23 protein-coding genes are annotated in these 22,546 nt (G+C 65.9%); 8 read left to right on the top strand and 15 right to left on the bottom strand.

Going from position 1 to position 22,546, the window contains the following annotated elements; genetic code table 11:
- Positions 1–36 precede the first annotated feature (36 nt).
- On the top strand, positions 37–414 hold the full coding sequence (locus ACIQYU_RS17865; RefSeq protein ID WP_009686481.1) for a response regulator: 378 nt from the start codon (positions 37–39) through the stop codon (positions 412–414).
- A 110-nt stretch (positions 415–524) separates the two neighbouring features.
- On the opposite strand, the gene ACIQYU_RS17860 is transcribed toward ACIQYU_RS17865, so the two are convergent.
- Genes ACIQYU_RS17860 through ACIQYU_RS17850 form a run of 3 tightly spaced genes read right to left on the bottom strand, consistent with a single transcriptional unit; the run spans position 525 to position 3,165 of the window.
- A complete protein-coding gene (locus ACIQYU_RS17860; protein WP_207837669.1) occupies positions 525–1,106 on the bottom strand; it encodes a TetR/AcrR family transcriptional regulator in 582 nt (193 codons plus the stop codon).
- A 12-nt stretch (positions 1,107–1,118) separates the two neighbouring features.
- A complete protein-coding gene (locus tag ACIQYU_RS17855) occupies positions 1,119–1,967 on the bottom strand; it encodes a 3-hydroxybutyryl-CoA dehydrogenase (protein ID WP_063914915.1) in 849 nt (282 codons plus the stop codon).
- Between the two features lie 13 nt (positions 1,968–1,980).
- Positions 1,981–3,165, bottom strand: a complete 1,185-nt coding sequence (locus ACIQYU_RS17850; RefSeq protein WP_025338698.1) for an acetyl-CoA C-acyltransferase family protein — start codon at positions 3,163–3,165, stop codon at positions 1,981–1,983.
- 168 nt (positions 3,166–3,333) lie between these two features.
- Between ACIQYU_RS17850 and ACIQYU_RS17845 the strand changes: the two genes are divergently transcribed.
- Positions 3,334–4,344, top strand: coding sequence for an AraC family transcriptional regulator (locus ACIQYU_RS17845; RefSeq protein WP_207837674.1), 1,011 nt, complete (start codon positions 3,334–3,336; stop codon positions 4,342–4,344).
- A 130-nt stretch (positions 4,345–4,474) separates the two neighbouring features.
- On the opposite strand, the gene ACIQYU_RS17840 is transcribed toward ACIQYU_RS17845, so the two are convergent.
- Positions 4,475–4,912 (bottom strand): carboxymuconolactone decarboxylase family protein, encoded by a 438-nt coding sequence (locus tag ACIQYU_RS17840; RefSeq protein ID WP_233687715.1) that lies wholly within the window; start codon positions 4,910–4,912, stop codon positions 4,475–4,477.
- A 197-nt stretch (positions 4,913–5,109) separates the two neighbouring features.
- Between ACIQYU_RS17840 and ACIQYU_RS17835 the strand changes: the two genes are divergently transcribed.
- Positions 5,110–5,568: a nucleoside deaminase gene (locus ACIQYU_RS17835; RefSeq protein WP_063914918.1), complete on the top strand. Its 459-nt coding sequence runs from the start codon at positions 5,110–5,112 to the stop codon at positions 5,566–5,568.
- Entirely contained in the window at positions 5,565–6,761 is a 1,197-nt protein-coding gene (locus tag ACIQYU_RS17830) for a cyanate transporter (protein WP_233694336.1), read from the top strand. The genes ACIQYU_RS17835 and ACIQYU_RS17830 overlap by 4 nt, the downstream gene beginning before the upstream one ends.
- On the opposite strand, the gene ACIQYU_RS17825 is transcribed toward ACIQYU_RS17830, so the two are convergent.
- Complete coding sequence (locus tag ACIQYU_RS17825; RefSeq protein ID WP_207837680.1) at positions 6,754–8,187, bottom strand: PLP-dependent aminotransferase family protein; 1,434 nt, start codon at positions 8,185–8,187, stop codon at positions 6,754–6,756. The genes ACIQYU_RS17830 and ACIQYU_RS17825 overlap by 8 nt on opposite strands.
- Before the next feature lie 193 nt (positions 8,188–8,380).
- Positions 8,381–8,719 carry a hypothetical protein gene (locus ACIQYU_RS17820; RefSeq protein WP_207837681.1) on the bottom strand — a complete coding sequence of 113 codons (339 nt, stop codon included), beginning with the start codon at positions 8,717–8,719 and terminating at the stop codon, positions 8,381–8,383.
- A 195-nt stretch (positions 8,720–8,914) separates the two neighbouring features.
- On the opposite strand from ACIQYU_RS17820, the gene ACIQYU_RS17815 reads away from it, so the two are divergent.
- Positions 8,915–9,496: a flavin reductase family protein gene (locus ACIQYU_RS17815; RefSeq protein ID WP_233687713.1), complete on the top strand. Its 582-nt coding sequence runs from the start codon at positions 8,915–8,917 to the stop codon at positions 9,494–9,496.
- 126 nt (positions 9,497–9,622) lie between these two features.
- Here the strand turns inward: ACIQYU_RS17815 and ACIQYU_RS17810 are convergent, their stop codons facing one another.
- The 5 genes from ACIQYU_RS17810 to glcD form a co-directional block, all read right to left on the bottom strand.
- Entirely contained in the window at positions 9,623–11,794 is a 2,172-nt protein-coding gene (locus ACIQYU_RS17810; protein WP_402801145.1) for a malate synthase G, read from the bottom strand.
- A 152-nt stretch (positions 11,795–11,946) separates the two neighbouring features.
- Positions 11,947–12,345, bottom strand: a complete 399-nt coding sequence (locus ACIQYU_RS17805) for a heme-binding protein (protein ID WP_233687711.1) — start codon at positions 12,343–12,345, stop codon at positions 11,947–11,949.
- Positions 12,338–13,573, bottom strand: a complete 1,236-nt coding sequence (gene glcF / locus ACIQYU_RS17800; protein WP_207837690.1) for a glycolate oxidase subunit GlcF — start codon at positions 13,571–13,573, stop codon at positions 12,338–12,340. The genes ACIQYU_RS17805 and glcF overlap by 8 nt, the downstream gene beginning before the upstream one ends.
- Before the next feature lie 9 nt (positions 13,574–13,582).
- The gene (glcE, locus tag ACIQYU_RS17795) at positions 13,583–14,635 is read right to left on the bottom strand and encodes a glycolate oxidase subunit GlcE (RefSeq protein ID WP_402801142.1); all 1,053 of its coding nucleotides are present in this window, start codon (positions 14,633–14,635) and stop codon (positions 13,583–13,585) included.
- Positions 14,635–16,134, bottom strand: coding sequence for a glycolate oxidase subunit GlcD (gene glcD, locus ACIQYU_RS17790; RefSeq protein ID WP_207837694.1), 1,500 nt, complete (start codon positions 16,132–16,134; stop codon positions 14,635–14,637). Before glcD ends, glcE begins: the two co-directional genes overlap by 1 nt.
- A 194-nt stretch (positions 16,135–16,328) precedes the next feature.
- Here glcD and glcC point away from each other — a divergent pair, with 194 nt between their 5' ends.
- Complete coding sequence (gene glcC, locus ACIQYU_RS17785; RefSeq protein WP_207837696.1) at positions 16,329–17,093, top strand: transcriptional regulator GlcC; 765 nt, start codon at positions 16,329–16,331, stop codon at positions 17,091–17,093.
- 128 nt (positions 17,094–17,221) lie between these two features.
- Here glcC and ACIQYU_RS17780 read toward each other — a convergent pair whose 3' ends face one another.
- Positions 17,222–17,539: a DUF2388 domain-containing protein gene (locus tag ACIQYU_RS17780; RefSeq protein WP_207837698.1), complete on the bottom strand. Its 318-nt coding sequence runs from the start codon at positions 17,537–17,539 to the stop codon at positions 17,222–17,224.
- Positions 17,540–17,718: 179 nt separating this feature from the next.
- Between ACIQYU_RS17780 and ACIQYU_RS17775 the strand changes: the two genes are divergently transcribed.
- Both ACIQYU_RS17775 and ACIQYU_RS17770 read left to right on the top strand, forming a co-directional pair.
- On the top strand, positions 17,719–18,345 hold the full coding sequence (locus ACIQYU_RS17775) for a glutathione S-transferase family protein (RefSeq protein WP_233687710.1): 627 nt from the start codon (positions 17,719–17,721) through the stop codon (positions 18,343–18,345).
- Positions 18,346–18,721: 376 nt separating this feature from the next.
- The gene (locus ACIQYU_RS17770; RefSeq protein WP_233687709.1) at positions 18,722–19,036 is read left to right on the top strand and encodes a hypothetical protein; all 315 of its coding nucleotides are present in this window, start codon (positions 18,722–18,724) and stop codon (positions 19,034–19,036) included.
- Positions 19,037–19,233: 197 nt separating this feature from the next.
- On the opposite strand, the gene sfnR is transcribed toward ACIQYU_RS17770, so the two are convergent.
- Genes sfnR through msuE form a run of 3 tightly spaced genes read right to left on the bottom strand, consistent with a single transcriptional unit; the run spans position 19,234 to position 22,101 of the window.
- A complete protein-coding gene (gene sfnR, locus ACIQYU_RS17765) occupies positions 19,234–20,334 on the bottom strand; it encodes a sigma54-dependent transcriptional activator SfnR (protein ID WP_085593485.1) in 1,101 nt (366 codons plus the stop codon).
- 9 nt (positions 20,335–20,343) lie between these two features.
- Positions 20,344–21,531 (bottom strand): acyl-CoA dehydrogenase family protein, encoded by a 1,188-nt coding sequence (locus tag ACIQYU_RS17760; RefSeq protein WP_233687708.1) that lies wholly within the window; start codon positions 21,529–21,531, stop codon positions 20,344–20,346.
- A 9-nt stretch (positions 21,532–21,540) separates the two neighbouring features.
- Positions 21,541–22,101 carry an FMN reductase gene (gene msuE / locus ACIQYU_RS17755; RefSeq protein WP_233687707.1) on the bottom strand — a complete coding sequence of 187 codons (561 nt, stop codon included), beginning with the start codon at positions 22,099–22,101 and terminating at the stop codon, positions 21,541–21,543.
- Positions 22,102–22,546: the final 445 nt, after the last annotated feature.

The following is a 22,546-nucleotide window of genomic DNA, read 5'->3' as shown; positions in this document are numbered from 1 at the left end:
GTCTGATGGCCAGGTGTAAGTATTCAAGGCGTTGACATGAGTGAAGATGCACAAGATGTGGTGCTGGTCGTCGAGGACGAACCAGCGATTCGCATGATTCTGCGTGATTACCTGGCAGGCGAGGGCTACCACGTGCTGGTGGCCGAGGATGGCGAGCAGGCGTTCGCGATCCTGGCGAGCAAGCCGCACCTCGACTTGATGGTGACGGACTTCCGCTTGCCGGGCGGGATTTCCGGGGTGGAGATTGCCGAGCCGGCGGTGAAATTGCGGCCGGACCTGAAGGTGATCTTCATCAGCGGCTACCCGGCGGAGATTCTCGAGTCAGGCAGCCCGATCACCCGCAAGGCACCGATCCTGGCCAAGCCGTTCGACCTGGATACCTTGCACGAGCAGATCCAGGCACTCCTGCGCTAGCCCGCACCGGCCCTTTCGCGGGTAAACCCGCTCCCACAGGAACTGTGCAAATCCAAAGACCTGCACAGTTCCTGTGGGAGCGGGTTTACCCGCGAAAGGGCCGGAACAGGCTAGCGCAGGGTCCGCTCCAGCCCACCCACCAGCATGCTTTCCATCAGCCCCAGCCCCTGTTCTTCGGGCAAGGCCTTCAACATCCCCGGCAACTGGTTCAGCAGCGTCGCCACCACATGCGCCGTGGCCACCAGAGCCTGCCCCTGCAACTTCGCCTGCGGTGCGATCAACCTCAGCAACCCTGCCTCATAGCGCTTGCGCAACAAGGCCAGACGCGCCTGCTGGTCGTCGTTCAGGCAACAGAAGTCCCGCTCCGCCAGCCGAAACTGCATGGGCCGCTCGGCATGCAGCTGCCAGTGCGCGGCAATCAGGCAGCTCAACGCCGACGCCCCGCGAGCCATGGCCCGGCGCCCTTGGTCCAGGGTGGCCTGCAACTCCTCGTACAACTCCTCGATCAGGTCGTACAACAAGTCCTGCTTGCTGGGGAAGTGATGGTACAGCGAGCCCGCGGTCAGCCCCACGTGGGCCGCCAGCTCGCGCATGCTGACCTGGCCAAAGCCCTTTTCGGCAAACAGCGCCATGGCCCGGTCACGTCGCTCTTCAAAGTTGGCACAGCGCATCGCGGCATTGACCGGGGGCATGGCGTTCGCTCCTCAGTAGGTGAAGAAACCGCGGCCGCTCTTGCGCCCCAGCCAACCGGCCGCGACCATTTCCTTGAGCAACGGGGCAGGGCGGTACTTGCTGTCGTTGAAGCCTTCATGGAAGGCCTCCATGATCGCCAGCAGGGTGTCCAGGCCGATCAGGTCGGCCAGGGCCAGCGGGCCGATTGGCTGGTTGCAGCCCAGGCGCATGCCGGTGTCGATGTCCTCGGCACTGGCCAGGCCTTCCTGGCGCACGAAGATCGCTTCGTTGATCATCGGCACCAGGATGCGGTTGACCACGAAGCCCGGGCGGTTGCCGGCGGTTATCGGGGTCTTGCCGACCTTTTCGGTCACCACCAGCGCCTGGGCGTAGGTGCTGTCGCTGGTCTGCAGGCCGCGAATGATCTCGACCAGCGCCATCATCGGCACCGGGTTGAAGAAGTGCACGCCAATGAAACGCTCGGGGTGCTCGATGCTGGCTGCCAGCTGGGTGACCGACAGCGACGAGGTGTTGGTGGCGATCAGGCAGTCGGCGGCGACGTTGGCGGCCACCTGCTGCAGGATGCGCTGCTTGAGCTGCAGGTTCTCGGTGGCGGCCTCGATCACCAGCTGCGCGCCGCTCAGCTGGGTGTAGTCGGTGCTGGTGCGAATGCGGGTCCGGGCGGCTGCCGCCTTGTCGGCGTCGAGGGTGCCTTTGCTGACCTGGCGCTCGAGGTTCTTGCTCAAGGTGGCCACGCCGCGCTCCAGCGCTGCGTCGGAAACGTCCACCAGCAGCACCTGGTAGCCGGCCACCGCACACACCTGGGCAATGCCGTTGCCCATGGTGCCGGCGCCGATCACGGCGATCTGTTCAATGCTCATGTGTCAGGCTCCCTCAGACGCGCTCGAAGACCACGGCGATGCCTTGGCCACCGCCGATGCACATGGTGGCCAGGGCATAGCGGCCCTGGATGCGTTGCAGCTCATGGATGGCTTTGGTGGCGATGATCGCGCCGGTGGCACCCACCGGGTGGCCGAGGGAAATACCCGAGCCGTTGGGGTTGACCTTTTCCGGGTCGAAGCCCAGTTCGCGGGCCACGGCGCAGGCCTGGGCGGCGAAAGCTTCGTTGGACTCGATCACATCCAGGTCCTGCACCTTCAGGCCGGTCTTCTCCAGCACCTTGCGGGTGGCCGGGATCGGGCCAAGGCCCATCAGTTCAGGCTCGACGCCGGCATGGGCGTAGCCCACCAGGCGTGCCAGCGGCTTCAGGCCCAGGCGGCGTACCGCATCACCACTGGCCAGTACCAGGCCGCCAGCGCCGTCGTTGATGCCACTGGCGTTGCCGGCGGTAACGGTGCCGTCCTTTTTGAATACCGTCTTCATCCCCGCCAGTTGCTCGGCGGTCACCTCGCCACGCACATGCTCGTCGGTGCTGAATTGCACGCTGCCCTTGCGGGTTTTCAGTTCCAGCGGGACGATCTGGCTGGCGAAGCGGCCTTCGGCAATGGCGCGCGCGGCGCGGCGCTGGCTGGTCAGGGCCAGTTCGTCCTGCATTTCGCGGGTAATGCCGTGCTTGGCCGCAACGTTCTCGGCAGTGATGCCCATATGGAAGTGTTCGAACGGGTCCTGCAGCACGCCGACGGTGTAGTCGATGCCTTGCAGGTCACCCATGCGTGCGCCCCAGCGTGCCTGCGGCAGCAGGTACGGGCCACGGCTCATGGATTCGGCGCCGGCCGCCACGGCCACGTCGGTGTCGCCCAGCAGCAGGCATTGGGCCGCCGAGACGATGGCCTGCAGGCCCGAGCCGCACAGGCGGTTGACGTTGAATGCCGGGGTTTCCTTGGGGATGCCGGCGTTCATTGCCGCTACACGGGCCAGGTAGGCGTCGCGCGGTTCGGTGGGGATCACCGTGCCCATCACCAGGTGGCCGACTTGCTCGGCGGCCACGCCCGAGCGCTCGATGGCGGCACGGGTGATCGCGCTGGCCAGGTCGGCCAGCGGCAGGTCCTTGAGGGAACCGCCAAAGCCACCAATGGCTGAACGGACGGCACTGACGACGTAGATTTCTGCGCTGCTCATAGGGGCTCCGATTGCGAAGGCATGGCGGGACGGGGCCAGGCTCTGCGAGAATGGCCGGCGATCCCGGAGTGGGTCCGAGTCTAGGCAAAGGCTCTGTTGCAGCCTATGCCGGAACTGTTCAAACAACCTGGCACTTTTTGCCACTCAGCATAGACAGCGAAAACCGCCATGCGCGATAGCGATTCGGTCGCCGTGTACTTCCTCAATGCCATGCTCCATGCCCTGCGCGATTGCCCCGCCGAACGCGATGCGCAGCTGCGTGCGGTGGGCATCGACCCGCAACTGCTCGAGCAGCCCCAGGCCCGTGTACCGGCCAAGGCTTTCGCCCAGCTGTGGCTGGCGCTGATCCAGCGCCTGGACGACGAGTTCTTCCGTCTCGACAGCCACGGCATGCCGCCGGGCAGCTTCGCCCTGATCTGCCGAGGCCTGATCCTGGAGCCGAACCTGGAGAAAGCCTTGCGCCAGTGCATGGCTGGTTTCGGCCTGTTCCTGCGTGATTTGCGCGGCAGCCTGACGGTGCGCGGCGGGCGGGCGTTGATCAGCGTGCAGTCGAGCATTGCCGACCCGCTGACCCGGGTGTATGCCGAGGAAACCTACCTGGTGCTGATGATCGGCATGCTGTGCTGGCTGGCCGGGCGGCGCATCGCCATCGACCGCACCGAGCTGGCGGTGTCGCGCCCGGCCCAGGAGGACGACCTGCTGCTGTGGGGGCCTGACCTGCGCCTGGGCAGCGGGCGCACCGAAGTGGAGTTCGACAGCGCCTACCTGCGCCTGCCAGTGGTGCAGGACCTGGCGGCCCTGAAAACCTTCCTGCGCAGCGCGCCGCAGGGGCTGGTGATTCGCTTTCGCAACCAGAACGGGCTGGTGGCCGAGGTGTATCGGCACCTACGGGCGCGGCGCTATGGGCAGTGGCCGACGCTGGCGGCGCTGGCGCAGCAGCAGGGAGTCAGTGCCAGTACCTTCCGTCGGCAACTGGAGCGGGAGGGGCGTTCGTACCAGCAGATCAAGGATGAGGTGCGCCGGGCAACGGCCTTCGAGCGGTTGCGCGAAGGGGAGTTGAGCATTGCCGAGATTGCCGAGCAGACGGGGTTCCAGGAGCCCAGTGCGTTTCACCGGGCGTTCAAGAAGTGGACCGGGCAGAGCCCCGGGAGCTACCGGGCGCGGTTGGCCGGACGTTGAGATGTTGCCTGTGCCGGCCTCTTCGCGGGCTTGCCCGCTCCCACAGGGATCTCACGGAATCTGAAAGTTGCGCCGTACCTGTGGGAGCGGGCAAGCCCGCGAAGAGGCCGGCACAGGCTCCGATCAATGATCAGGCCGGCACCATGGCAAACCCGACCCCGAAGCGGTTCCAGGCATTGATGGTGGCAATTGCCAAGGTCAGGTTGGCCACCTCGGCCGGCTCGAAGTGTTGCTGCAAGGCCTCATATTCTGCCTGCGGCGCGCCATGCTCGGGCAGCCGGGTCAGGCTCTCCACCCAGGCCAGGGCTGCACGTTCGCGCGGGGTGAAGTAGGCGGTTTCCTGCCAGACGCACAAGGTCTGCAGGCGTGCCTCGGTCTCACCGGCCTTGCGCGCATCGTTGGCGTGCAGGTTGACGCAGTAGGCGCAGCCGTTGATCTGCGAAGCCCGCAGGCGCACCAGCTCCAGCAGGGAATTCTCCAGGCCGCTCTTGGCCAGGGCCTGCTCCAGGCCGACCATGGCTTTGTAGGCTTCGGGGGCGTGCTTGGCCCATTCGATACGGTTATGCATGGCTGTCTCCAAAGGGTGAGGGGAGGGATGGCGCTACTGTAGCGTCGCCCGTTGGCCCGCCCGATAGCCAATCACGCGCATAAGCGGGAGGCCAATCGGCCATTTGGGAGGCCACTGACAGGCATCCAATCTCTTCATTTCTGCCAGGCCGCCCAAGCCCGGATAATGAACAGGTCTTGCAACAGGAGGACCGATTCATGTCCGAAGAACGCTACATGCGCGAAGCCCTCGACCTGGCTCGCGCCAATATTCAGGCCGGTGGCCGGCCCTTCGGCGCCGTGCTCGTGTACCAGGGGCAGGTGCTGGCGCGTGCGGTCAACGAGATCCACAGCACCCAGGACCCGACCGCCCACGCCGAGATGCAGGCCATCCGCAAGGCCAGCCATGCCCTGGGCCAGGCGCGCCTGGACGGCGCCGAAATCTACGCCAGCGGCCACCCGTGCCCGATGTGCCTGGCGGCCATGCACCTGTGTGGCATCGAGCGGGCCTGGTTTGCCTACGACAACGCCGAGGGCGAAGCCTACGGTTTGTCCACCGCGGCGGTATACGCGCAGATGGCTCGCCCGCCCCAGCAGCAGAGCCTGCCGCTGCGCGCACTGAAGCCCAGCGGCGAAGCCGGTCTGTACCTTGAATGGAAACAGGCCAACGCACAATGAGAGCGGCATTGAACCTGTTGCTGGTCATCCTGCTGGCACTGAACCTGCGGCCGATCCTGACCAGTATCGGCCCGTTGCTCGAACCCATGCGCGCCAGCACCGGCCTGGGTTACCAGCAGGCGGCCTTGCTGACGGCGTTGCCGGTGCTGTGCATGGGCCTGGTGCCCTTGCTGCAACCCTGGTTGCGGCGCTGGATCAGCGAACATGGCGGCATGCTCGCTGGCCTGGCTGCCATCGCTCTGGCCTGCCTGTGGCGCCTGCAACTGGACAGCGCCTGGGCGCTGCTTGCCAGTGCGGTGGTCGCCGGACTGGGGGTGGCGGTAGTGCAGGGCATGATGCCGGGGCTGGTCAACCGCTGGTTCCCCGGGCGCCTGGCGGGAGCGATGGGCCTGTATTCGGCAGCACTGATGAGTGGCGGCGGCCTGGCTGCCGTGCTCGGGCCGCATATCAGTGGCTACTTCGGCCGCTGGCAGGCCGGCCTGGGCCTGTGGGCGATCCCGGCCGTACTGGCGGTGCTGGCCTGGGCCGCGCTGCGGCCACGCCAGGAGGCGCCGAAGCTGGCCGGTGCCACCGGCGGGCACTGGTTCGGTACGCGCCGGGCCTGGTTGCTGGCGCTGTATTTCGGCTTGATCAACGGCGGCTACACCAGCATGGTGGCCTGGTTGCCGGCCTATCACATCGAGCACGGCGGCAGCGCCCAGGGCGGCGCCGACCTGGTTGGCCTGATGACCATCTTCCAGGTGGCCGGTGCACTGGGCCTGCCACTGTTGCTGCGACGCTGGGCAGACCGGCGCCCGGGCCTGTGCCTGGCATTGGCGATCCAGCTGGTGGGTTTCCTCGGCCTGCTGCTGGCACCAACACTGGCCTCGGGGCTGTGGGTGGCGATGATCGGTTTCGGCCTGGGGGCCTGCTTCAGCCAGAGCCTGACGCTGACCCTGGAACACCTGAAGACGCCTGCCGAGGCTGGCAGCCTGGCGGCGTTCGTGCAGGGTATCGGCTTCATCATCACCGGCATCGTGCCGTACGTCACCGGCTGGTTGCGCGATATGAGCGGTGATTTCCAGGCCTCGTGGACGCTGCTGACCGTGACTGTGGTGGCGATGCTGCTGGTAACCGCGTGCTTCAACCCACGCGGTTATGCCGCGGCCATTGCCCGCCCGGTTGTCGGGGGCAAGGCCGCGCCAGTCAACTGAGGCGCTGCAGGGTGTCGCGCACCCGGTCCAGCGCCGGGTCGATGTCCAGCAGCTCGATGGCGCCGAAGCCCAGCAACAGCCCCGGGCGCACTGGCGCTTCGCTGAAGAACGGTGCCAGCGAGTACAGGCCGACCTCCACCTTGCGCGCGAGGTTGGCCAGCAGTTCTACATCGACCCCAGGTTTGGCCAGCGCGCTGAGGTGGAAACCGGCGCTGGCGGGGATGGCGCTGAACCACGGCGCCAGGTCACCGCCCAGGCGCGCGAGGATGCGTTCGCGGCGGGCGCTGTAGACCTCGTGGCAACGGCGTATGTGCTTGTTCAGGTGGCCTTCGCCGAGAAACCGCGCCAGTGCCCACTGCAACAGGGTCGGGCTGTGCCAGTCGCTGAGGTGCTTGGCCACGCAGGCGGCCTTCAACACGGCGGGCGGTAGTACGGCGTAGCCCAGGCGCAGCTCGGGCAGCAAGGTCTTGGAAAAGGTCCCCACATAGGCCACCAGGCCATGGCGGTCGAGGCGCTGCAAAGCATCCGCGGCGGGGCCGTGGTAGCGGAATTCGCAGTCGTAGTCGTCCTCGATGATCAGTGCACCCAGCTCGGCGGCCCGTGCCAGCAGGGCGTGCCGGCGTGGCTCGCTCATTGGCATGCCCAGCGGGAACTGGTGCGAGGGCGTCACATAGATCAGCCGGGTGCCGTCGGCGATCTGCTCCACGCACAGGCCTTCATCGTCCACCGGTACCGATTGCAGGCGTGCGCCCAGGGCCAGGAACAGTTGCCGCGCCGGCGGGTAGCCGGGGTCTTCCATGGCCACCTGGCAACCTGGCTCGACCAGCACCCGGGCGATCAGGTCCAGTGCCTGCTGGGCGCCGTTGCACACCAGCAGGTCGGCGGCGCTGCAGTGCACGCCGCGGGCGTAGGCGACATGGTGGGCGATGGCCTCGCGCAGCTCTGGCAGGCCCTGGGCCGCGAACTGTCGCTCGGGGTGACGCTGGCTGCGGCGCAGGGCATAGTTCAGGCAACTGCGCCACTGGTCGAACGGGAACTGCGCCTTGCTCGACGCCCCGCCGATAAAGTCATAGCGCGAGGGTGCCTCCAACTGACGTTGGCTCAGCACGGTGGCGCGTTGCCGCCAGCGTTCGAGCGAGGCGGCACCGGCCAGGGGAATGGCGCTTGATTCGCTGTTGCGCAGCGGCTGGCGCGGGGTGATGAAGGTGCCACGGCCGACCACGCCGCTTAGCAGATTGTCGTAGGTCAGCCGGGAATAGGCCTCGGCAACGGTCTTGCGCGATACGCCCAACTGCACTGCCAGCAGGCGGCTTGGCGGCAGTTGAGTGCCGGCGGCCAGATGGCCGCTGTCGATGCCGGCACGCAGTTGCTGGTAAAGCTGGTCTGCCAGGCCTTTGCGGCCTTCCAGGCGAATGTGCAGTTCCATGGTGTGGTCCGGAGCAGGGGATTGCTCAGGATAGCGGATTGGCTGGGGAAGGGCAGGGGGCCGCTTTGCGGCCCATCGCGACACAAGGCCGCTCCCACAGTAACATCACAGACTTTGAATGCAGCGCTGTACCTGTGGGAGCGGCCTTGTGTCGCGATGGGGTGCGAAGCACCCCCGGAAAGCCAACGCAAACTCAGATCCGGGCAGTGCTCACCGTGATGTAGCCCTTGTCCGCCAGCGCAATGCGTATCACCGTCTCGTCCGCCGGCGCCTTGCGGTTGCGTTTGATGCGCACGCCTTCCACCGCCGCCGCTTTCATATGCTCGGAAATGACCCGCCCGTTCGGGTCGAAGAACACCTCGCTGGCCAGCAACTCGATACGCTCGATCAGTTGGCGGGAGCGTTCATCGGTGGCGCAGAAGAACATCACCCCCGACAGGTGGGGGTCTTCATCCGGGTTGTTCATGTCATGGGCCAGCAGTTCGCGCAGGGTGCTGCGCAATTCGGCGGTGGGGCGGGCGTACGGGTGCATGCATAAACTCCTCTGGATCGCGACCTTGCGTCATCCAGTGCCGATCATGTTTTCAGTGGGCAGGGCCCACAATTAGGACGCTTCCGAGCGTCTTGTAGGAAATTTCTGAAGCGACCGGGATGCCCCCCAAGCTGGCGAGAGGACGGTGCCTGCGGCACAATCTGCCGCCCGCTACCTGCCTTGCCGAGGATTGCCATGAACAGCCATTTCCAAGCCGTCGACCTGAAAAAGGCCTATCGCCTGCTGAACCACGGCCCGACGGTGCTGGTGTCGGCCAGCCACGAAGGGGTGGACAATGTCATGGCGGCTGCCTGGGCCTGTGCGCTGGATTTCGATCCACCCAAGGTGACCGTGGTGCTCGACAAGAGCGCCCGCACCCGGCAGTTGGTGGAGGGCAGTGGCTGGTTCGTCATTCAGGTGCCAACCGCGGCGCAGGCGCAACTGACCCATCAGGTGGGTACCCGCAGCCTGTTCGACCAGCCTGACAAGCTCGCCAGCATTGGTGTGCAGCTGGCGCGGGTCGAGGGGCATGCGGCGCCGTTGGTGGAGGGCTGTTCGGCCTGGTTGATGTGTCGGGTGATCGACGAGCCGCACAACCAGAATACTTACGACCTGTTCATTGGCGAGGTGGTGGCGGCCTGGGCCGATGACCGGGTGTTCCGCGATGGCCACTGGGCCTACGAGCATGCCGACCCGCAGTGGCGCAGTTTGCACTATGTGGCGGGTGGGCATTTTTATGCGATTGGCGAGCCGCTGGTGGTCGATTCGCAAAATTGATTACACCGGCACCGGCCTCATCGCCGGCAAGCCGGCTCCCACAGGGATCCCCCAGGCCTGAAGCCTGTGTGGTCCTGTGGGCGCTGGCTTGCTGGCGATCGGGCCGCATAGCGGCCCCTGTCAGCATCAGCGCCCGACATCCTGCTTGAAGCGCAAGCGCCAGCCATGCAGCAACGGTTCGGTATAGCCACTGGGCTGCTGCCGCCCCTTGAACACCAGCTCACGCGCAGCGCGGAAGGCATGCGATGCCTCGAAACCGGCCGCCATCGGCCGGTACGCCGGGTCCCCGGCATTCTGCTGGTCGACCACGCGGGCCATGCGTTGCAAGGTCGCCTCGACCTGTTCGGCATCGACCACCCCATGGTGCAGCCAGTTGGCAATGTGCTGCGCCGAAATCCGCAGGGTCGCGCGGTCTTCCATCAGGCCCACATCATGGATATCCGGCACCTTGGAGCAGCCGACGCCTTGCTCGACCCAGCGCACCACGTAACCGAGGATACCTTGGCAGTTGTTGTCCAGTTCGGCCTGGATGTCGGCTGCGCTCCAGGGCCGCTCGGGGCTGACCGGGACACTGAGCAGGTCATGCAGCAACTCCGCGCGCTGGGCATTCAGGTCAATCTGTTCCAGCGCTTGCTGCACGGCCGCCACATCTACCTGGTGGTAGTGCAGCGCATGCAGTGTTGCGGCGGTGGGTGAGGGCACCCAGGCTGTGTTGGCTCCGGCCTTGGGCTGGGCGATTTTCTGTTCGAGCATGGCCGCCATCAGGTCGGGCATGGCCCACATGCCCTTGCCGATCTGCGCCTTGCCGCGCAGGCCACAGGCCAGCCCCACCAGTACGTTGCTGCGCTCGTAGGCCTGGATCCAGGCGCTGCCCTTCATGTCGCCCTTGCGCAGCATGGCGCCGGCTTCCATGGCCGTGTGCATCTCGTCACCGGTGCGGTCGAGGAAGCCGGTGTTGATGAACACCACACGTGACGCGGCGCTGGCGATGCAGGCCTTGAGGTTGACGCTGGTACGCCGCTCCTCGTCCATGATGCCCATCTTCAGCGTGTGTGCGGGCAGGCCCAACAGGGCTTCGACGCGGCCGAACAGCTGGTCGGCAAAGGCCACCTCGGCCGGTCCGTGCATCTTTGGCTTGACGATGTACAGGCTGCCTTCGCGGGAGTTGCCGCGGCGCTTGAGGTCATGCAGGCCGATCAGGCTGGTGACCACGGCATCGAGGATGCCCTCCGGGATTTCCCGGCCATCGCGGTCGTGGATGGCCGGGTTGGTCATCAGGTGGCCGACGTTGCGGATAAACAGCAGCGAGCGGCCCGGCAGGGTCAGTGGCTGGCCGTTAGCGCCGCGGTAGTGGCGGTCTTCGGCCAGGGTGCGGTTGAAGGTTTTGCCGCCCTTGCTGACCTGCTCGCTGAGGTCGCCTTTCATCAGGCCCAGCCAGTTGCGGTAGACGTTGACCTTGTCGTCGGCGTCCACGGCAGCTACCGAGTCCTCGCAGTCGATGATGGTGGTGAGCGCGGCTTCCAGGAGGATGTCCTTGACCCCGGCCGGGTCCTGCTGGCCGATCGCGTTGGCCGGGTCGACCTGGATTTCGAAATGCAGTTGGTGGTGCTGCAACAGGATCGCTGTTGGCGTGTTCGGCTCACCTTGGTAGCCACGCAGTTGCGCGGGCTGCCTGAGGCCGACCTGGCGGCCATCGGCCAGGGTTACCTGCAGCATGCCCTGGTTGATCGCGTAGGCCTTGGCGTCGTTGTGCGACGCACCGTCGAGCGGGGCAGAGGTATCGAGGAACTGTCGGCCATAGGCGATCACCTTGGCGCCGCGTTGCGGGTTGTAGCCCTGGCCACGTTCGGCGCCACCGGTTTCGGCGATGGCATCGGTGCCGTACAGGGCATCGTAGAGCGAGCCCCAGCGGGCGTTGGCAGCATTCAGGGCGTAGCGGGCGTTGCTCAGCGGCACCACCAGTTGCGGGCCGGCCTGTACGGCAATCTCGCGGTCTACGTTGCGGGTGCTGACCTGCACGCTTGCGGGTGCCTCCACGAGGTAGCCGATGCCCTGCAGGAAATGCTGGTAGGCGGCCATGTCACGGATCGGGCCGGGGTGCTGGCGGTGCCAGTTGTCCAGTTCGGTCTGCAGGCGCTCGCGTTCGGCGAGCAGGGCGCGGTTTTGCGGGGCGAGGTCATGGACCAGGGTGCTGAAGCCTTGCCAGAAGGCGTGGGCTTCGATGCCGGTGCCGGGGAGCACTTCGTCTTCGATGAAGCGCTGCAGGGTGGGGGCGATCTGGAGTGGATGGTTTGGCATTGTCTGTTCGCTCTATGTTCAGGCTTCTGGAAAGTTGTTGCCTGTGCCGGCCTCTTCGCGGGTGAACCCGCTCCCACAGGTACTGCATAGGTCTCAGGCCATGTGAAAGCCCTGTGGGAGCGGGTTCACCCGCGAAGAGGCCGGCACAGGATTCAGAGGGCAGCCGCCCCGGCCTTGGCCACTTGGGCATCCTGCTCGGCCTTGACCCCGGACACGCCAATTGCCCCTACCACCTGCCCATCCACCCGCAGCGGCACGCCACCTTCCAGGCTGGTCAGCAGCGGTGCCGTGACGAAAGCAGTACGGCCACCATTGACCATCTCCTCGTAATCCCGCGTCTCCTTGCGCCCCAGCGCGGCAGTGCGGGCCTTTTCCATCGCGATATAGGCGCTGGCCGGCGCGCAGCCGTCCAGGCGCTCCAGGGCCAGCGGGTGGCCGCCGTCGTCGACCACGGCAATGGTCACGTTCCATTGTTGCGCCTGGGCTTCCTGGCGGGCGGCGGTCAGCACGCGGGTGACTTCGGCCTGGCCGATCACGGACTTGCTATGCATGGTGGTTCTCCGGGTTCAAGGCTGCTTCGACGATTTCGATCCAGTGTCGCACTGGTGTGCGCCCGGCCCCGTCGAGGTGGGCCTGGCAGCCAATGTTGGCGGTGGCGATGACTTGCGGTTTGCCGCTTTCCAGGGCGTTGAGGCGGTTGTCACGCAGTTGCAGCGACAGCTCAGGCTGGGTCAGCGAATAGGTGCCGGCCGAGCCGCAGCACAGGTGGCCGTCCGGTACCGGGGTCAAGGTGAAGCCCAGGCGTGTCAGCAACGCCTCCACCGCACCGCCCAGCTTCAGCGCGTGCTGCAGGGTGCACGGGCAATGGAAGGCCAGGCGCTGTTCGGCGCACAGGCCCAGTTGCTCGACCGGCTCGTCGCGCAGCACCTCCACCAGATCGCGGGACAGGGCGCTGACCCGTGCGGCCTTGGCGGCGTAGCGTGGGTCCTTTTCCAGCAGGTGGCCGTAGTCGCGCACGAACGCGCCGCAGCCGCTGGCGGTTTGCACGATAGCCTCGGCGCCTGCCTCGATGGCTGGCCACCAGGCATCGATATTGCGCCGCGCCCGCTGCAAGCCTTGTTCCTGGGCATTGAGGTGATAGTCCACCGCGCCACAGCAGCCGGCCTGCTGGATCGGTACCACGCTGATGCCCAGGCGATCCAGCAGGCGTGCGGCAGCAGCATTGGTATTGGGCGACAGCGCCGGTTGCACGCAGCCTTCGAGCATCAGCACCCGACGCGCATGGCGCGGCGCGGGGCGTTGGCCGGGGGCGGTGACTCGCGCCGGCAGCTTGCGCTTGAGCGTGGCCGGCAGCAGCGGGCGCAGGGCCTGGCCGCCGCGGGTCAGGGCCTTGAACAGCGCCGGGCGTGGCACCACTGCACGCAGGCCCTGGCGCAGCAGGCGCTGGCCGAGCGGGCGCGGCACCTGCTGTTCGACCACGGCGCGGCCGATGTCCAGCAGGTCGTGGTACTTCACCCCGGAAGGACAGGTGGTTTCACAGTTGCGGCAGGTCAGGCAGCGATCCAGGTGCAACTGGGTGCTGGCGGTGATCGGCGCGCCTTCGAGCATCTGCTTGATCAGGTAGATGCGCCCGCGTGGGCCGTCCAGTTCATCGCCCAGCAGCTGGTAGGTGGGGCACGTGGCGGTGCAGAAGCCACAGTGCACGCAGGAGCGCAGGATGCTTTCGGCCTCGTCGGCGCGGGCCAGGCGCCGGGCGGTTTCACTCAGGTTGGTTTGCATGGTCTGGCCTCACAGGTCCGGGTACAGGCGGCCAGGGTTGAACACCCCCTGGGGGTCGAGTTGCTGCTTGAGCGCACGGTGGTAGCGCATCAGCGCAGCGGGCAGCGGTGGGCTGCTGGCAGCGCCAGGGGCATGGCAGGTGGCATGGCCACCGACCTTGGCCACCTGCCGGCGGATGTCCTGTGCCGGTGCCGTGGACTTGAGCCAGCGCTGGGCTCCACCCCAGTCGATCAGCTGCTGGCCGGGCAGGTCCAGGTCGCCGGTGGCGTTGGGCACGGACAGGCGCCACAGCGGCGCGGGGTCGGCAAAGAATGCCAGGCGCTGCTCGCGCAGGTCGCTCCAGAAGCGGCTGTCCAGTGCTTCGCCGCCCAGGCGTTGGCGCGCCGACTGCACCGAGCCTTCTCCGCCTTCCAGGCGCAGGTACAGCGCGTCGCCGTCATGGCAGGCCGCGCTGATCGGCAGCGGCTGCTGGCCCCACTCGGCCAGCGCCGCCAGCGCCTGGTGGCGGCCCATCGGCAGGCGCTGGCTGAGGCATTGGCGTGGGCGGGGCAGTACTTTCAGCGACACTTCGGTCAGCAACCCGAGGCAGCCGAAGCTGCCCGCCATCAGCCGCGACACGTCATAGCCGGCGACGTTCTTCATCACTTCGCCACCAAAGCGCAGCAGCTTGCCGTGGCCGGTGATCACCCGCGTGCCCAACACATAGTCGCGCACTGACCCGGCCCACGGCCGCCGTGGGCCTGACAGCCCGGCCGCGACCATGCCACCCAGGGTGGCGTCGGGGCCAAGGTGTGGTGGTTCGCAAGGCAGCATCTGGCCAGCTTCGTGTAGCGCCGCCTCGATCTCGCGCAGTGGCGTGCCGGCGCGGGCGGTGAGCACCAGTTCGGTCGGGTCGTAGCTGACGATGCCCCGGTGGCTGCGGGTGTCCAGCACCTCGCCGTCCACCGGGCAGCCGAGCATGGCCTTGCTGTTGCCGCCCTGGATACGCAGCGGCGTGGCCTGGTTCAGCGCCTGGTTGACCTGCTCCAGCAGGGCCTGGCTGATGTCGCGGTCCATGCTCATCAGAAGCGCTCCAGTTCGGGGAAGGGCAGTTGCCCATGGTGCACATGCATGGCGCCGAACTCGGCGCAGCGGTGCAGGGTGGGGATGTTCTTGCCGGGGTTGAGCAGGCCCTGTGGATCGAAGGCGGCCTTGACCGCATGGAACAGGGTGATTTCGTCGCTGTTGAACTGTGCGCACATCTGGTTGATCTTCTCGCGCCCCACGCCGTGCTCGCCGGTGATGCTGCCGCCCACGGCCACACACAGTTCGAGGATCTTGCCGCCGATGGCTTCGGCACGTTCCAGCTCGCCCGGCAGGTTGGCATCGAACAGGATCAGCGGGTGCATGTTGCCATCGCCAGCGTGGAATACGTTGGCCACGCGCAGACCGTATTCGCTGGACAGTTCGCTGATGCCCTTGAGCACGCGCGGTAGTTCGCGGCGCGGGATGGTGCCGTCCATGCAGTAGTAGTCCGGGGAAATGCGCCCCACCGCCGGGAAGGCGTTCTTGCGCCCTGCCCAGAAGCGCACGCGCTCGGCCTCGTCGCAGGCCAGCCGTACATCACGCGCGCCGGCTTGCGCCAGCACGGCGGCGACCCGTTCGCAGTCGTCGTGCACATCGGCCTCGACGCCATCCAGCTCGCACAGCAGGATGGCCGCAGCATCCACCGGGTAGCCGGCGTGGATGAAGTCTTCGGCAGCGCGAATGGCCAGGTTGTCCATCATCTCAAGGCCGCCGGGGATGATCCCGGCAGCGATGATTTCGGCTACCGCCCGGCCGGCGTCCTCGACGCTGTCGAAACTGGCCAGCAGCACCCGTGCGACCTGGGGCTTGGGCAACAGCTTGACGGTGACTTCGGTGACGATGCCGAGCATGCCTTCGGAACCGGTGAACAGCGCCAGCAGGTCGAAACCCGGGCTGTCCAGGGCATCGCTGCCGAGGGTCAGGTGCTCGCCCTCGACGGTGAGGATGTCCACCTTGAGCAGGTTGTGCACGGTCAGGCCGTACTTCAGGCAATGCACGCCACCGGCGTTTTCGGCGACATTACCGCCGATGGAGCAGGCGATTTGCGAGGACGGGTCCGGCGCATAGTACAGGCCGTGGGGTGCGGCAGCCTGAGAGATGGCCAGGTTGCGCACGCCAGGCTGCACACGGGCGAAGCGGCCCTGCGGGTTGACTTCGAGAATGCGGTTGAAGCGCGCCATCACCAGCAGAATGCCTTTGGCCAGCGGCAGGGCGCCGCCCGACAGGCCGGTACCGGCACCGCGTGCCACCACCGGTACGCCACGCTGGTGGCAGAGCCTGAGCAGCGCCTGCACCTGTTCCAGGCGCTCGGGTAGCACCACCAGCAGCGGCACCGTGCGGTAGGCCGAGAGGCCGTCGCATTCATAGGGCTTGAGGTCTTCCTCGCGGTGCAGGATCTCGAGGTCCGGCAGGGCAGCGCGCAGCGCCTGCAGCAGCGTGCCCCGGTCTATGTCGGGCAGTGCGCCATCGACGCGTTCGTCGTACAGGATATTCATCGGCTCACTCGGCAACGGTTTTTTTGTTGTTGGCAAAGCGTTCTCCCTTGCAGCCTGCGCGTGGCAGCGGCCGGGGTCGAGCACGGGGTGAACTGGTCCTACCAGTTTTTGCTACGGGTACTGGCTATTGACAGCTTTGCCCGGCTAGATTGAGGCAGGTGTTCGAAGTGGTCCTACCAGTAGGAGGGTGCGCAGTGGGTACTGAAGGCAAGGCCAAGGTCGCCGACCAGGTGGCCGAACGGGTCGAGCGGCTGATCGTGGAAGGCGTGCTGAAGGTGGGCCAGGCGCTGCCGTCGGAGCGACGCCTGGTGGACAAGCTGGGTTGCTCGCGCTCGGCGCTGCGAGAAGGTCTGCGCATCCTGCGCGGGCGCGGCATCATCGACACCGAGCAGGGGCGCGGCTCGTTCGTTGCAGACCTGACGGGCCAGGCGGGTGCCACGCCTTTGATGCACTTGTTCAGCTCACAGCCGCGCACGCTGTTCGACCTGCTGGAAGTACGGGCGTTGCTGGAGGCCGAATCGGCGCGCCTGGCGGCGTTGCGGGCCACCGAGGTCGACCGTTTGCTGATTCGTCGGCGTTATGAAGAAATGCTGGCTGCGCACGATGCCCCCGAAGCGATCGATGCCCGTGAACATGCCCGCCGCGACCATGCCTTTCACCGGGCGATCAGCGAGGCGTCGCACAACCCGGTGCTGGTGCATACCTTGCAATCGCTCAGTGACCTGACCTTGAGCACGGTGTTCGCCTCGGTCAACAACCTGTATTGCCGTCCGGCACAGAAGCGCCAGATCGACCGCCAGCATGCGCGGTTGTATCACGCCGTGATGGAGCAACTGCCCGAGCAGGCGCAGCGCGCGGCGCGTGAGCATATCAACGGGATCCGCGACAGCTTGCGTGAGATCGAGCAGGAAGAGCAGCGGTTGGTAAGGGCGACGATGCGCATGGATGGCTGGGGTTGAGGTTTTGCCTGTGCCGGCCCTTTCGCGGGTAAACCCGCTCCTACAGGGGACCACACTGGGTTTGAAGTCGGTGCGGTTCCTGTGGGAGCGGGTTTACCCGCGAAGAGGCCGGTGCAGGATTACCTTAATCAATGATCGGCTATGCGGTCATCCTGCGAGAGGATGGCCCGGGCCAGCTCTTCATCATTGGCCTGCAGGCCAGGGTGGTCCTTGCGGGCTTGTTCCAGCGCCGACTCCACATAGGCGCCACGGATTGCACCACCGCTGGCGACGTAGGCCGAAAGTTCGTCACGCGCCGGGATGATCCGTTTGTCGTCCTTGAAGGTCGAGTAAAGCGAGGCGGAAACACCGGCCGAGGTTGCGACGTCGCCTGCGTCGACGTCAGCCAGGGCAGCACCGGCAGGCAGCAGGAGCAGCAGCGCAGGGGCGAGGAGTAGGTGGCGCATGGTGTGTTCTCCAGTAGCATGAAGCCCAAGTAATTGAACCACTCAGTGTTTAAGAAAGCGCAGGTGGGGTGGTAGTTCCCTTGTTCGTCCCGGGAAACAGGCATTGACCATGTCGAGTCAGGCGTGATTTGCTCGGGCTGATGGCCCAATCATTCAAAGGACACTGAAGGTTCTCGCCCATGCCCGACTACAAGCTGCACTGTTTCGCCGAATCCGGAAACGCCTACAAGGCCGCGCTCATGCTTGAACTCACCGGCCAGGACTGGCAGCCGGTGTTCGTCGACTTCTTCAATGGCCAAACCCGCGAACAAGCCTGGCGCGAAGAGGTGAACGAGCAAGGCGAGGTGCCGGTGCTGGAACACGCCGGCAAGTCCATCACCCAGTCTGCCCTGATCCTTGACTACCTCGCAGAAAAAACCGGGCAGTTCGGCCCCCGCGACGAAGACGAAAAGCGCGAGATCTGGCGCTGGATGCTGTTCGACAACCACAAGTTCACCAGCTACTACGCAGCGCTGCGCTTTCTTTTCTGCCTGAAGAAAACCGGCGAAACGGACGTGACCCGGTTCCTGCGTGAACGTGCCACGGCGGCCTACCGTATTGTCGACGCGCACTTGGCGAAGACGCCGTTCATGGTCGGTGACCGGCTGACTATCGCTGACCTGTCGCTGGCGGGGTATGTGTTCATGCCGGAGGACACTGGCGTTGCGTTGGCGCAGTTCACCCACATCGAGGCGTGGAAGGCGCGGATCCAGGGGTTGCCAGGGTGGAAGCACCCGTATGAGCTGATGCCACGCGCGGCCTCCTGACCAATCCGGCTCGCCGGGCCATGGTGCAGTAGCCTTTGGCGAGCCAACCATTCTGATGATCGGTCGGTGACAAGCGCAGCGGGGTGGCTACGCTCAAAAAAATCAAGAAACATTCTGAAATATTTGGCCAGCAGGCCCTGAAGGATCTCGTTCAACCGCTGCAGATGGAAGGTCGCGCTGGTTTGCAGGTCGCCCCATGGGGGGGCCGGAAATCACAGGGTGCGTCATGCAACCCTGTGCTACTCCAAGCGGAGGCTCATCATGCTCAGGAAATGCTTGCTGGCTTTGGCTATCGGTGCTGTGCTGTCGGCTTCGGCTGTGTTGGTGCCTGACTCCATTGGCGGTACCTCCAGCGCGTATGCGAAGGATGGTAGCGGTGGTGGTGGTGGTGGCCATGGTGGCGGTGGTGGTGGAAGCGGCGGTGGCGGTGGCCATGGCGGCGGAGGAGGTGGTAGCGGTGGTGGCGGTGGTCATGGCGGAGGTGGTGGAAGCGGCGGCGGTGGCTCGGGTGGTGGCCACGGCGGTAGTGGCAGCGGGCACAGCGGCGATGGCGGTGGCCATGGCGGCCCAGGCCATGATGGCCGCGGGCGCAATGGTGCTGATGATGGCGCCAACCACGAAGCTGATCACGAAGCCAACCATGAGGCGAATCACGAAGCGAATCACGACGTGGGCGAGTCCCACGGTGTAGGGCATGGTGCTGATGATGGGGCTGACCATGATGTTGGGGATGATCGCGGAGGCGATCAGAACTAGCAACTTGGGTGTCTGTGCCGGCCCCTTCGCGGGTAAACCCGCTCCCACAGGGACCGCGCCAAGCTTGAGCTCGGCACGGTCCCTGTGGGAGCGGGTTTACCCGCGAAAGGGCCGGCACAGGTTTACAAGCAATCAGATCGACAACCGCACCACCCGGTTATCCAGCACCTGCTGTTCCTGCCCGCGCCGCTTGTTCACCACCAACTCGCCGATCGCAATCAGCCGGGTACGGGTGATGTTGCGCGACAACCCCAGCAACTGTGCGGTATGCACCTGGTTGTAATGGCAGAACCGATACGCCGACCGCAGCAGGGCATTTTCCACCTTCTCGTACAGGTCGCCAGACTGCTCCTCGTACAAGCGGCTGAACGCCCGCTGCAGCAAATCCTCCACACCATTGCCCGCCGGCTCTTCCTCCTGCCGTTCGATACGCAGGTTGGACAGGCGCAGGTCCTGCGCCTGCACCGTACCGTCGCCGCAGGTCAGCAAGCTGTGGTGAATCACGTTCTCCAGCTCGCGGATGTTGCCCGGCCAGCTGTATTCCACCAGCTTGGCCTGGGCCTTGGCGCTCAGCTCCACCGGCCCGTAGCCCAGCCGGTCGCTGTAGCTGCGGATGAAGTGCCGGGCCAGCGGCAGGATGTCACCCGGGCGGTCGCGCAAGGGGTGCAACTGCAAGGTCACCACGTTCAGCCGGTAGTACAGGTCTTCGCGAAAATGCCCGGCGTTAATTGCCTTTTCCAGCTGCACGTTGGTCGCCGCCAGCACCCGCACATTGATCGGGATGCTCTTGCGCGACCCCAGCCGCACCACTTCGCGCTCCTGCAAAACACGCAGCAGCTTGACCTGGATCGGCAACGGCAGGTCGCCGATTTCGTCGAGGAACAACGTGCCGCCGTTGGCCTCCTCGAACCAGCCAGCCTTGGCCGCCAGGGCACCGGTGAAGGCGCCTTTTTCATGGCCGAACAGCTCCGCCTCGACCAGCGACTCGGAGAACGCACCGCAGTTGACCGCGACGAACGGGCCGTTGCGCCGACCACTGAGGTTGTGGATGTGGCGTGCGACCAGCTCCTTGCCCGTGCCGGTTTCGCCGATGATCAGCACGCTGGCTTCGCTGGGGGCGACCTGTTGCAGGTGGGCGAGCAGCGCCTGCGACCTGGGGTCTTCGAAGACCTGTGCGGTCGCCCGGATCGAGGTGGCCAGTGTCGGGGACGGGGGGAGGGTCAGCAGTTGCATGGGCAATCCTCAGGAATAGAAGGATGGGGCAGGGCGCTTGTCGTTGAGGGCCCACTCGCCGAGTTCGTGGATGCGGTAGTCCACCGGGTCGTGCAGGGTTTGTGTGCGCAGGTTGCGCCAGTGGCGGTCGAAGCGCAGTGAGGCATGGGTGGCGCGGGCGCCGGTGACCTCGAACAGCCGGTTGCAGATGTCCAGACCATGGCGGCTGGCGGCGACCTTGGCGGTGCCGATGGCCAGGGCCAGGTCGCCGCGCTCTTGCGCCGTGAGGGCGTGTTCCTTGGCCCAGGCGGCATCGAGCTGGCGCGCGGCCCGTTCGATCAGCAGGCGCACGCTTTCCAGGCCGACCCAGAACTCGCCGTAATGGCGCAGCACGTAGGGGTCTTCGGCGCTGCTGGCGGCGCTGGAGCGGAACCACGGCCGGCTTTCCTTGAGGGTGTACTGGCGGGCCTCCTCGAACGCTCCCTCGGCAATGCCGAGGAACAGGTTGGCGAAGTGCAACTGGGCAATCAGCGGGCGCAGGGCAGCGAACGGCGTGCTCAAGGGGCCTGGGTCAAGCAGCAGTTCGTTGTGCTCCACCCGTACCCGCTCGAAGGTGGCGCTGCCGCTGTCGGTCTGGCGCTGGCCGATGTTGTTCCAGTCGTTGTGCAGGCTGATGCCGGTACGGCCACTGGGGATGGCGGCGATCAGCAGCTTGCCGCCAGCACGTTCGTCCACCGCCGAGGCGATGAGCATTTCCGAGTCGCTGGCGCCGGAGCAGAAGCTTTTCTTGCCGGAGAACTCGCACCAGCCATCGAAGTGCTTGACCACGGTGCGGGTGTCCAGCGGGTTCAGGGCATTGCCCCAGAACCACTGCTTGCGGGCGGTCTGCTCGAACCACGGTTGCCATTGGTCCGGGCGTGAGAACAGGCGCACGGTGGCCAGCATCAGGTGATGGAAGCCGAATACGTGGGCGATGGAGCTGTCGACCCGGGCGAATTCGCGCACCACCGCGAAGGTGTCGTGCCAGCTGGCGCCCTGGCCGCCGAAGGCCTGCGGGATCACCAGCGACAGCAGGCCGCTGTCACGCAGGGCGTCGCGCTCGGCTTTTGGCGTGCCACCGCGGTCATCGCGCTCGACGGCGGTTTGGGCAAACTGCCCGGCCAGTTCGCGGGCGATGGCCAGGGCAGGGCGCGGGGGCGTATTCACAGGTGCATTCATGGCCGCTCCTCAGGCGCTCTTGCGCAGCGCGTGATGGGCGCCGAACAGCGGCACGGCGCGCTCGGCGGCCAGGCGGATACGGGCGGCGAGGGCTGCGCTGGATACCCGGTAGTCGGCCATTTCTGCCTGGCTGGCGAACACGCCGATGGGCAGGGTCAGGGCTTGCAGGAAGCTGAACAGTGGGCGCAGCTGGTGGTCGAGCACCAGCGCGTGGCGTTCGCTGCCGCCGGTGGCGGCGAGCAGCACCGGTGTGTCGACCAGTGCGTCCTGGCCGATCAGGTCGAACAGGTGCTTGAAGTGGCCAGTGAAGCTGCCGCGGTACACCGGCGTGGTCACCACCAGCAGGTCGGCTTTTTCCACCAGGCGCAGTTGCTGTTCGACGGCCTCGGGCAGTTCGCTGCGCCACAGGGCGCTGCCCAGCGGGCGGGCGATCTCGCCCAGCTCGATCAGGTGCGGCTTGATGTGCAGGTGCTCGGCCAGCTCGGCGAGGATTGCCTCGGTCAGGGCCAGGGTACGCGAAGGGCGGGAAGTGCCGCCGGACAGGGCGACGACGTTCAGTGGGGTGCTCATGGGCAGGTCTCCGGTTCGGGTTGAGCGGGGGACTTTGCTTGAGCAATCGTCGTGCCGAAATTTAATGTTGTTTTACATCAAACAGTTAGCGCGTTTCTGATGCCTGCGGCGCTGTTGCCTTGCGGGCGTTTCCTGTTGATCGGGTGTTGCGCTGCAGACAGTTGGCCGGGTGTTGGCGGCTGTGCAGTTGGGGGATTTATAGAGGATTACGGAATGATGAAAAAAGAATAAGATTTTATATTCTTATTCCCTATTTGATTTTAATATGCTGGGGCCGTTTCGCGCCCCATCGCGACACAAGGCCCACGGGTGCTGCACATAGCTGCCCAGTGCATGGCTGGGGGGTTTGAGGTGGTGCATAGAGCATGCCTTGATTCTTTCTGCGCCAGTGAGATCGAGCGCCGCGCTGCCTGTGACGCAACACTGAACTTGTGGGAGCGGCCTT

This window comes from Pseudomonas sp. NPDC096925, assembly GCF_044762545.1.
GTDB lineage: Bacteria > Pseudomonadota > Gammaproteobacteria > Pseudomonadales > Pseudomonadaceae > Aquipseudomonas.
Note: the sequence above shows the minus strand (reverse complement) of the source record. Positions and strands in the feature narration are given on the sequence as shown.

Coding starts and splice junctions, on each gene's coding strand:
- ACIQYU_RS17860 (WP_207837669.1), bottom strand. CDS start 1,106: ATGCCCCCGGTCAATGCCGCGATGCGCTGTGCCAACTTTGAAGAGCGA.
- ACIQYU_RS17815 (WP_233687713.1), top strand. CDS start 8,915: ATGAACAGCCATTTCCAAGCCGTCGACCTGAAAAAGGCCTATCGCCTG.
- msuE (WP_233687707.1), bottom strand. CDS start 22,101: ATGAGCACCCCACTGAACGTCGTCGCCCTGTCCGGCGGCACTTCCCGC.
- ACIQYU_RS17850 (WP_025338698.1), bottom strand. CDS start 3,165: ATGAGCAGCGCAGAAATCTACGTCGTCAGTGCCGTCCGTTCAGCCATT.
- sfnR (WP_085593485.1), bottom strand. CDS start 20,334: ATGCAACTGCTGACCCTCCCCCCGTCCCCGACACTGGCCACCTCGATC.
- glcE (WP_402801142.1), bottom strand. CDS start 14,635: ATGAGCATGGACCGCGACATCAGCCAGGCCCTGCTGGAGCAGGTCAAC.
- ACIQYU_RS17855 (WP_063914915.1), bottom strand. CDS start 1,967: ATGAGCATTGAACAGATCGCCGTGATCGGCGCCGGCACCATGGGCAAC.
- ACIQYU_RS17865 (WP_009686481.1), top strand. CDS start 37: ATGAGTGAAGATGCACAAGATGTGGTGCTGGTCGTCGAGGACGAACCA.
- ACIQYU_RS17830 (WP_233694336.1), top strand. CDS start 5,565: ATGAGAGCGGCATTGAACCTGTTGCTGGTCATCCTGCTGGCACTGAAC.
- ACIQYU_RS17845 (WP_207837674.1), top strand. CDS start 3,334: ATGCGCGATAGCGATTCGGTCGCCGTGTACTTCCTCAATGCCATGCTC.
- ACIQYU_RS17820 (WP_207837681.1), bottom strand. CDS start 8,719: ATGCACCCGTACGCCCGCCCCACCGCCGAATTGCGCAGCACCCTGCGC.
- glcD (WP_207837694.1), bottom strand. CDS start 16,134: ATGAATATCCTGTACGACGAACGCGTCGATGGCGCACTGCCCGACATA.
- ACIQYU_RS17825 (WP_207837680.1), bottom strand. CDS start 8,187: ATGGAACTGCACATTCGCCTGGAAGGCCGCAAAGGCCTGGCAGACCAG.
- ACIQYU_RS17780 (WP_207837698.1), bottom strand. CDS start 17,539: ATGCGCCACCTACTCCTCGCCCCTGCGCTGCTGCTCCTGCTGCCTGCC.
- glcF (WP_207837690.1), bottom strand. CDS start 13,573: ATGCAAACCAACCTGAGTGAAACCGCCCGGCGCCTGGCCCGCGCCGAC.
- ACIQYU_RS17775 (WP_233687710.1), top strand. CDS start 17,719: ATGCCCGACTACAAGCTGCACTGTTTCGCCGAATCCGGAAACGCCTAC.
- ACIQYU_RS17805 (WP_233687711.1), bottom strand. CDS start 12,345: ATGCATAGCAAGTCCGTGATCGGCCAGGCCGAAGTCACCCGCGTGCTG.
- ACIQYU_RS17840 (WP_233687715.1), bottom strand. CDS start 4,912: ATGCATAACCGTATCGAATGGGCCAAGCACGCCCCCGAAGCCTACAAA.
- ACIQYU_RS17760 (WP_233687708.1), bottom strand. CDS start 21,531: ATGAATGCACCTGTGAATACGCCCCCGCGCCCTGCCCTGGCCATCGCC.
- ACIQYU_RS17835 (WP_063914918.1), top strand. CDS start 5,110: ATGTCCGAAGAACGCTACATGCGCGAAGCCCTCGACCTGGCTCGCGCC.
- ACIQYU_RS17810 (WP_402801145.1), bottom strand. CDS start 11,794: ATGCCAAACCATCCACTCCAGATCGCCCCCACCCTGCAGCGCTTCATC.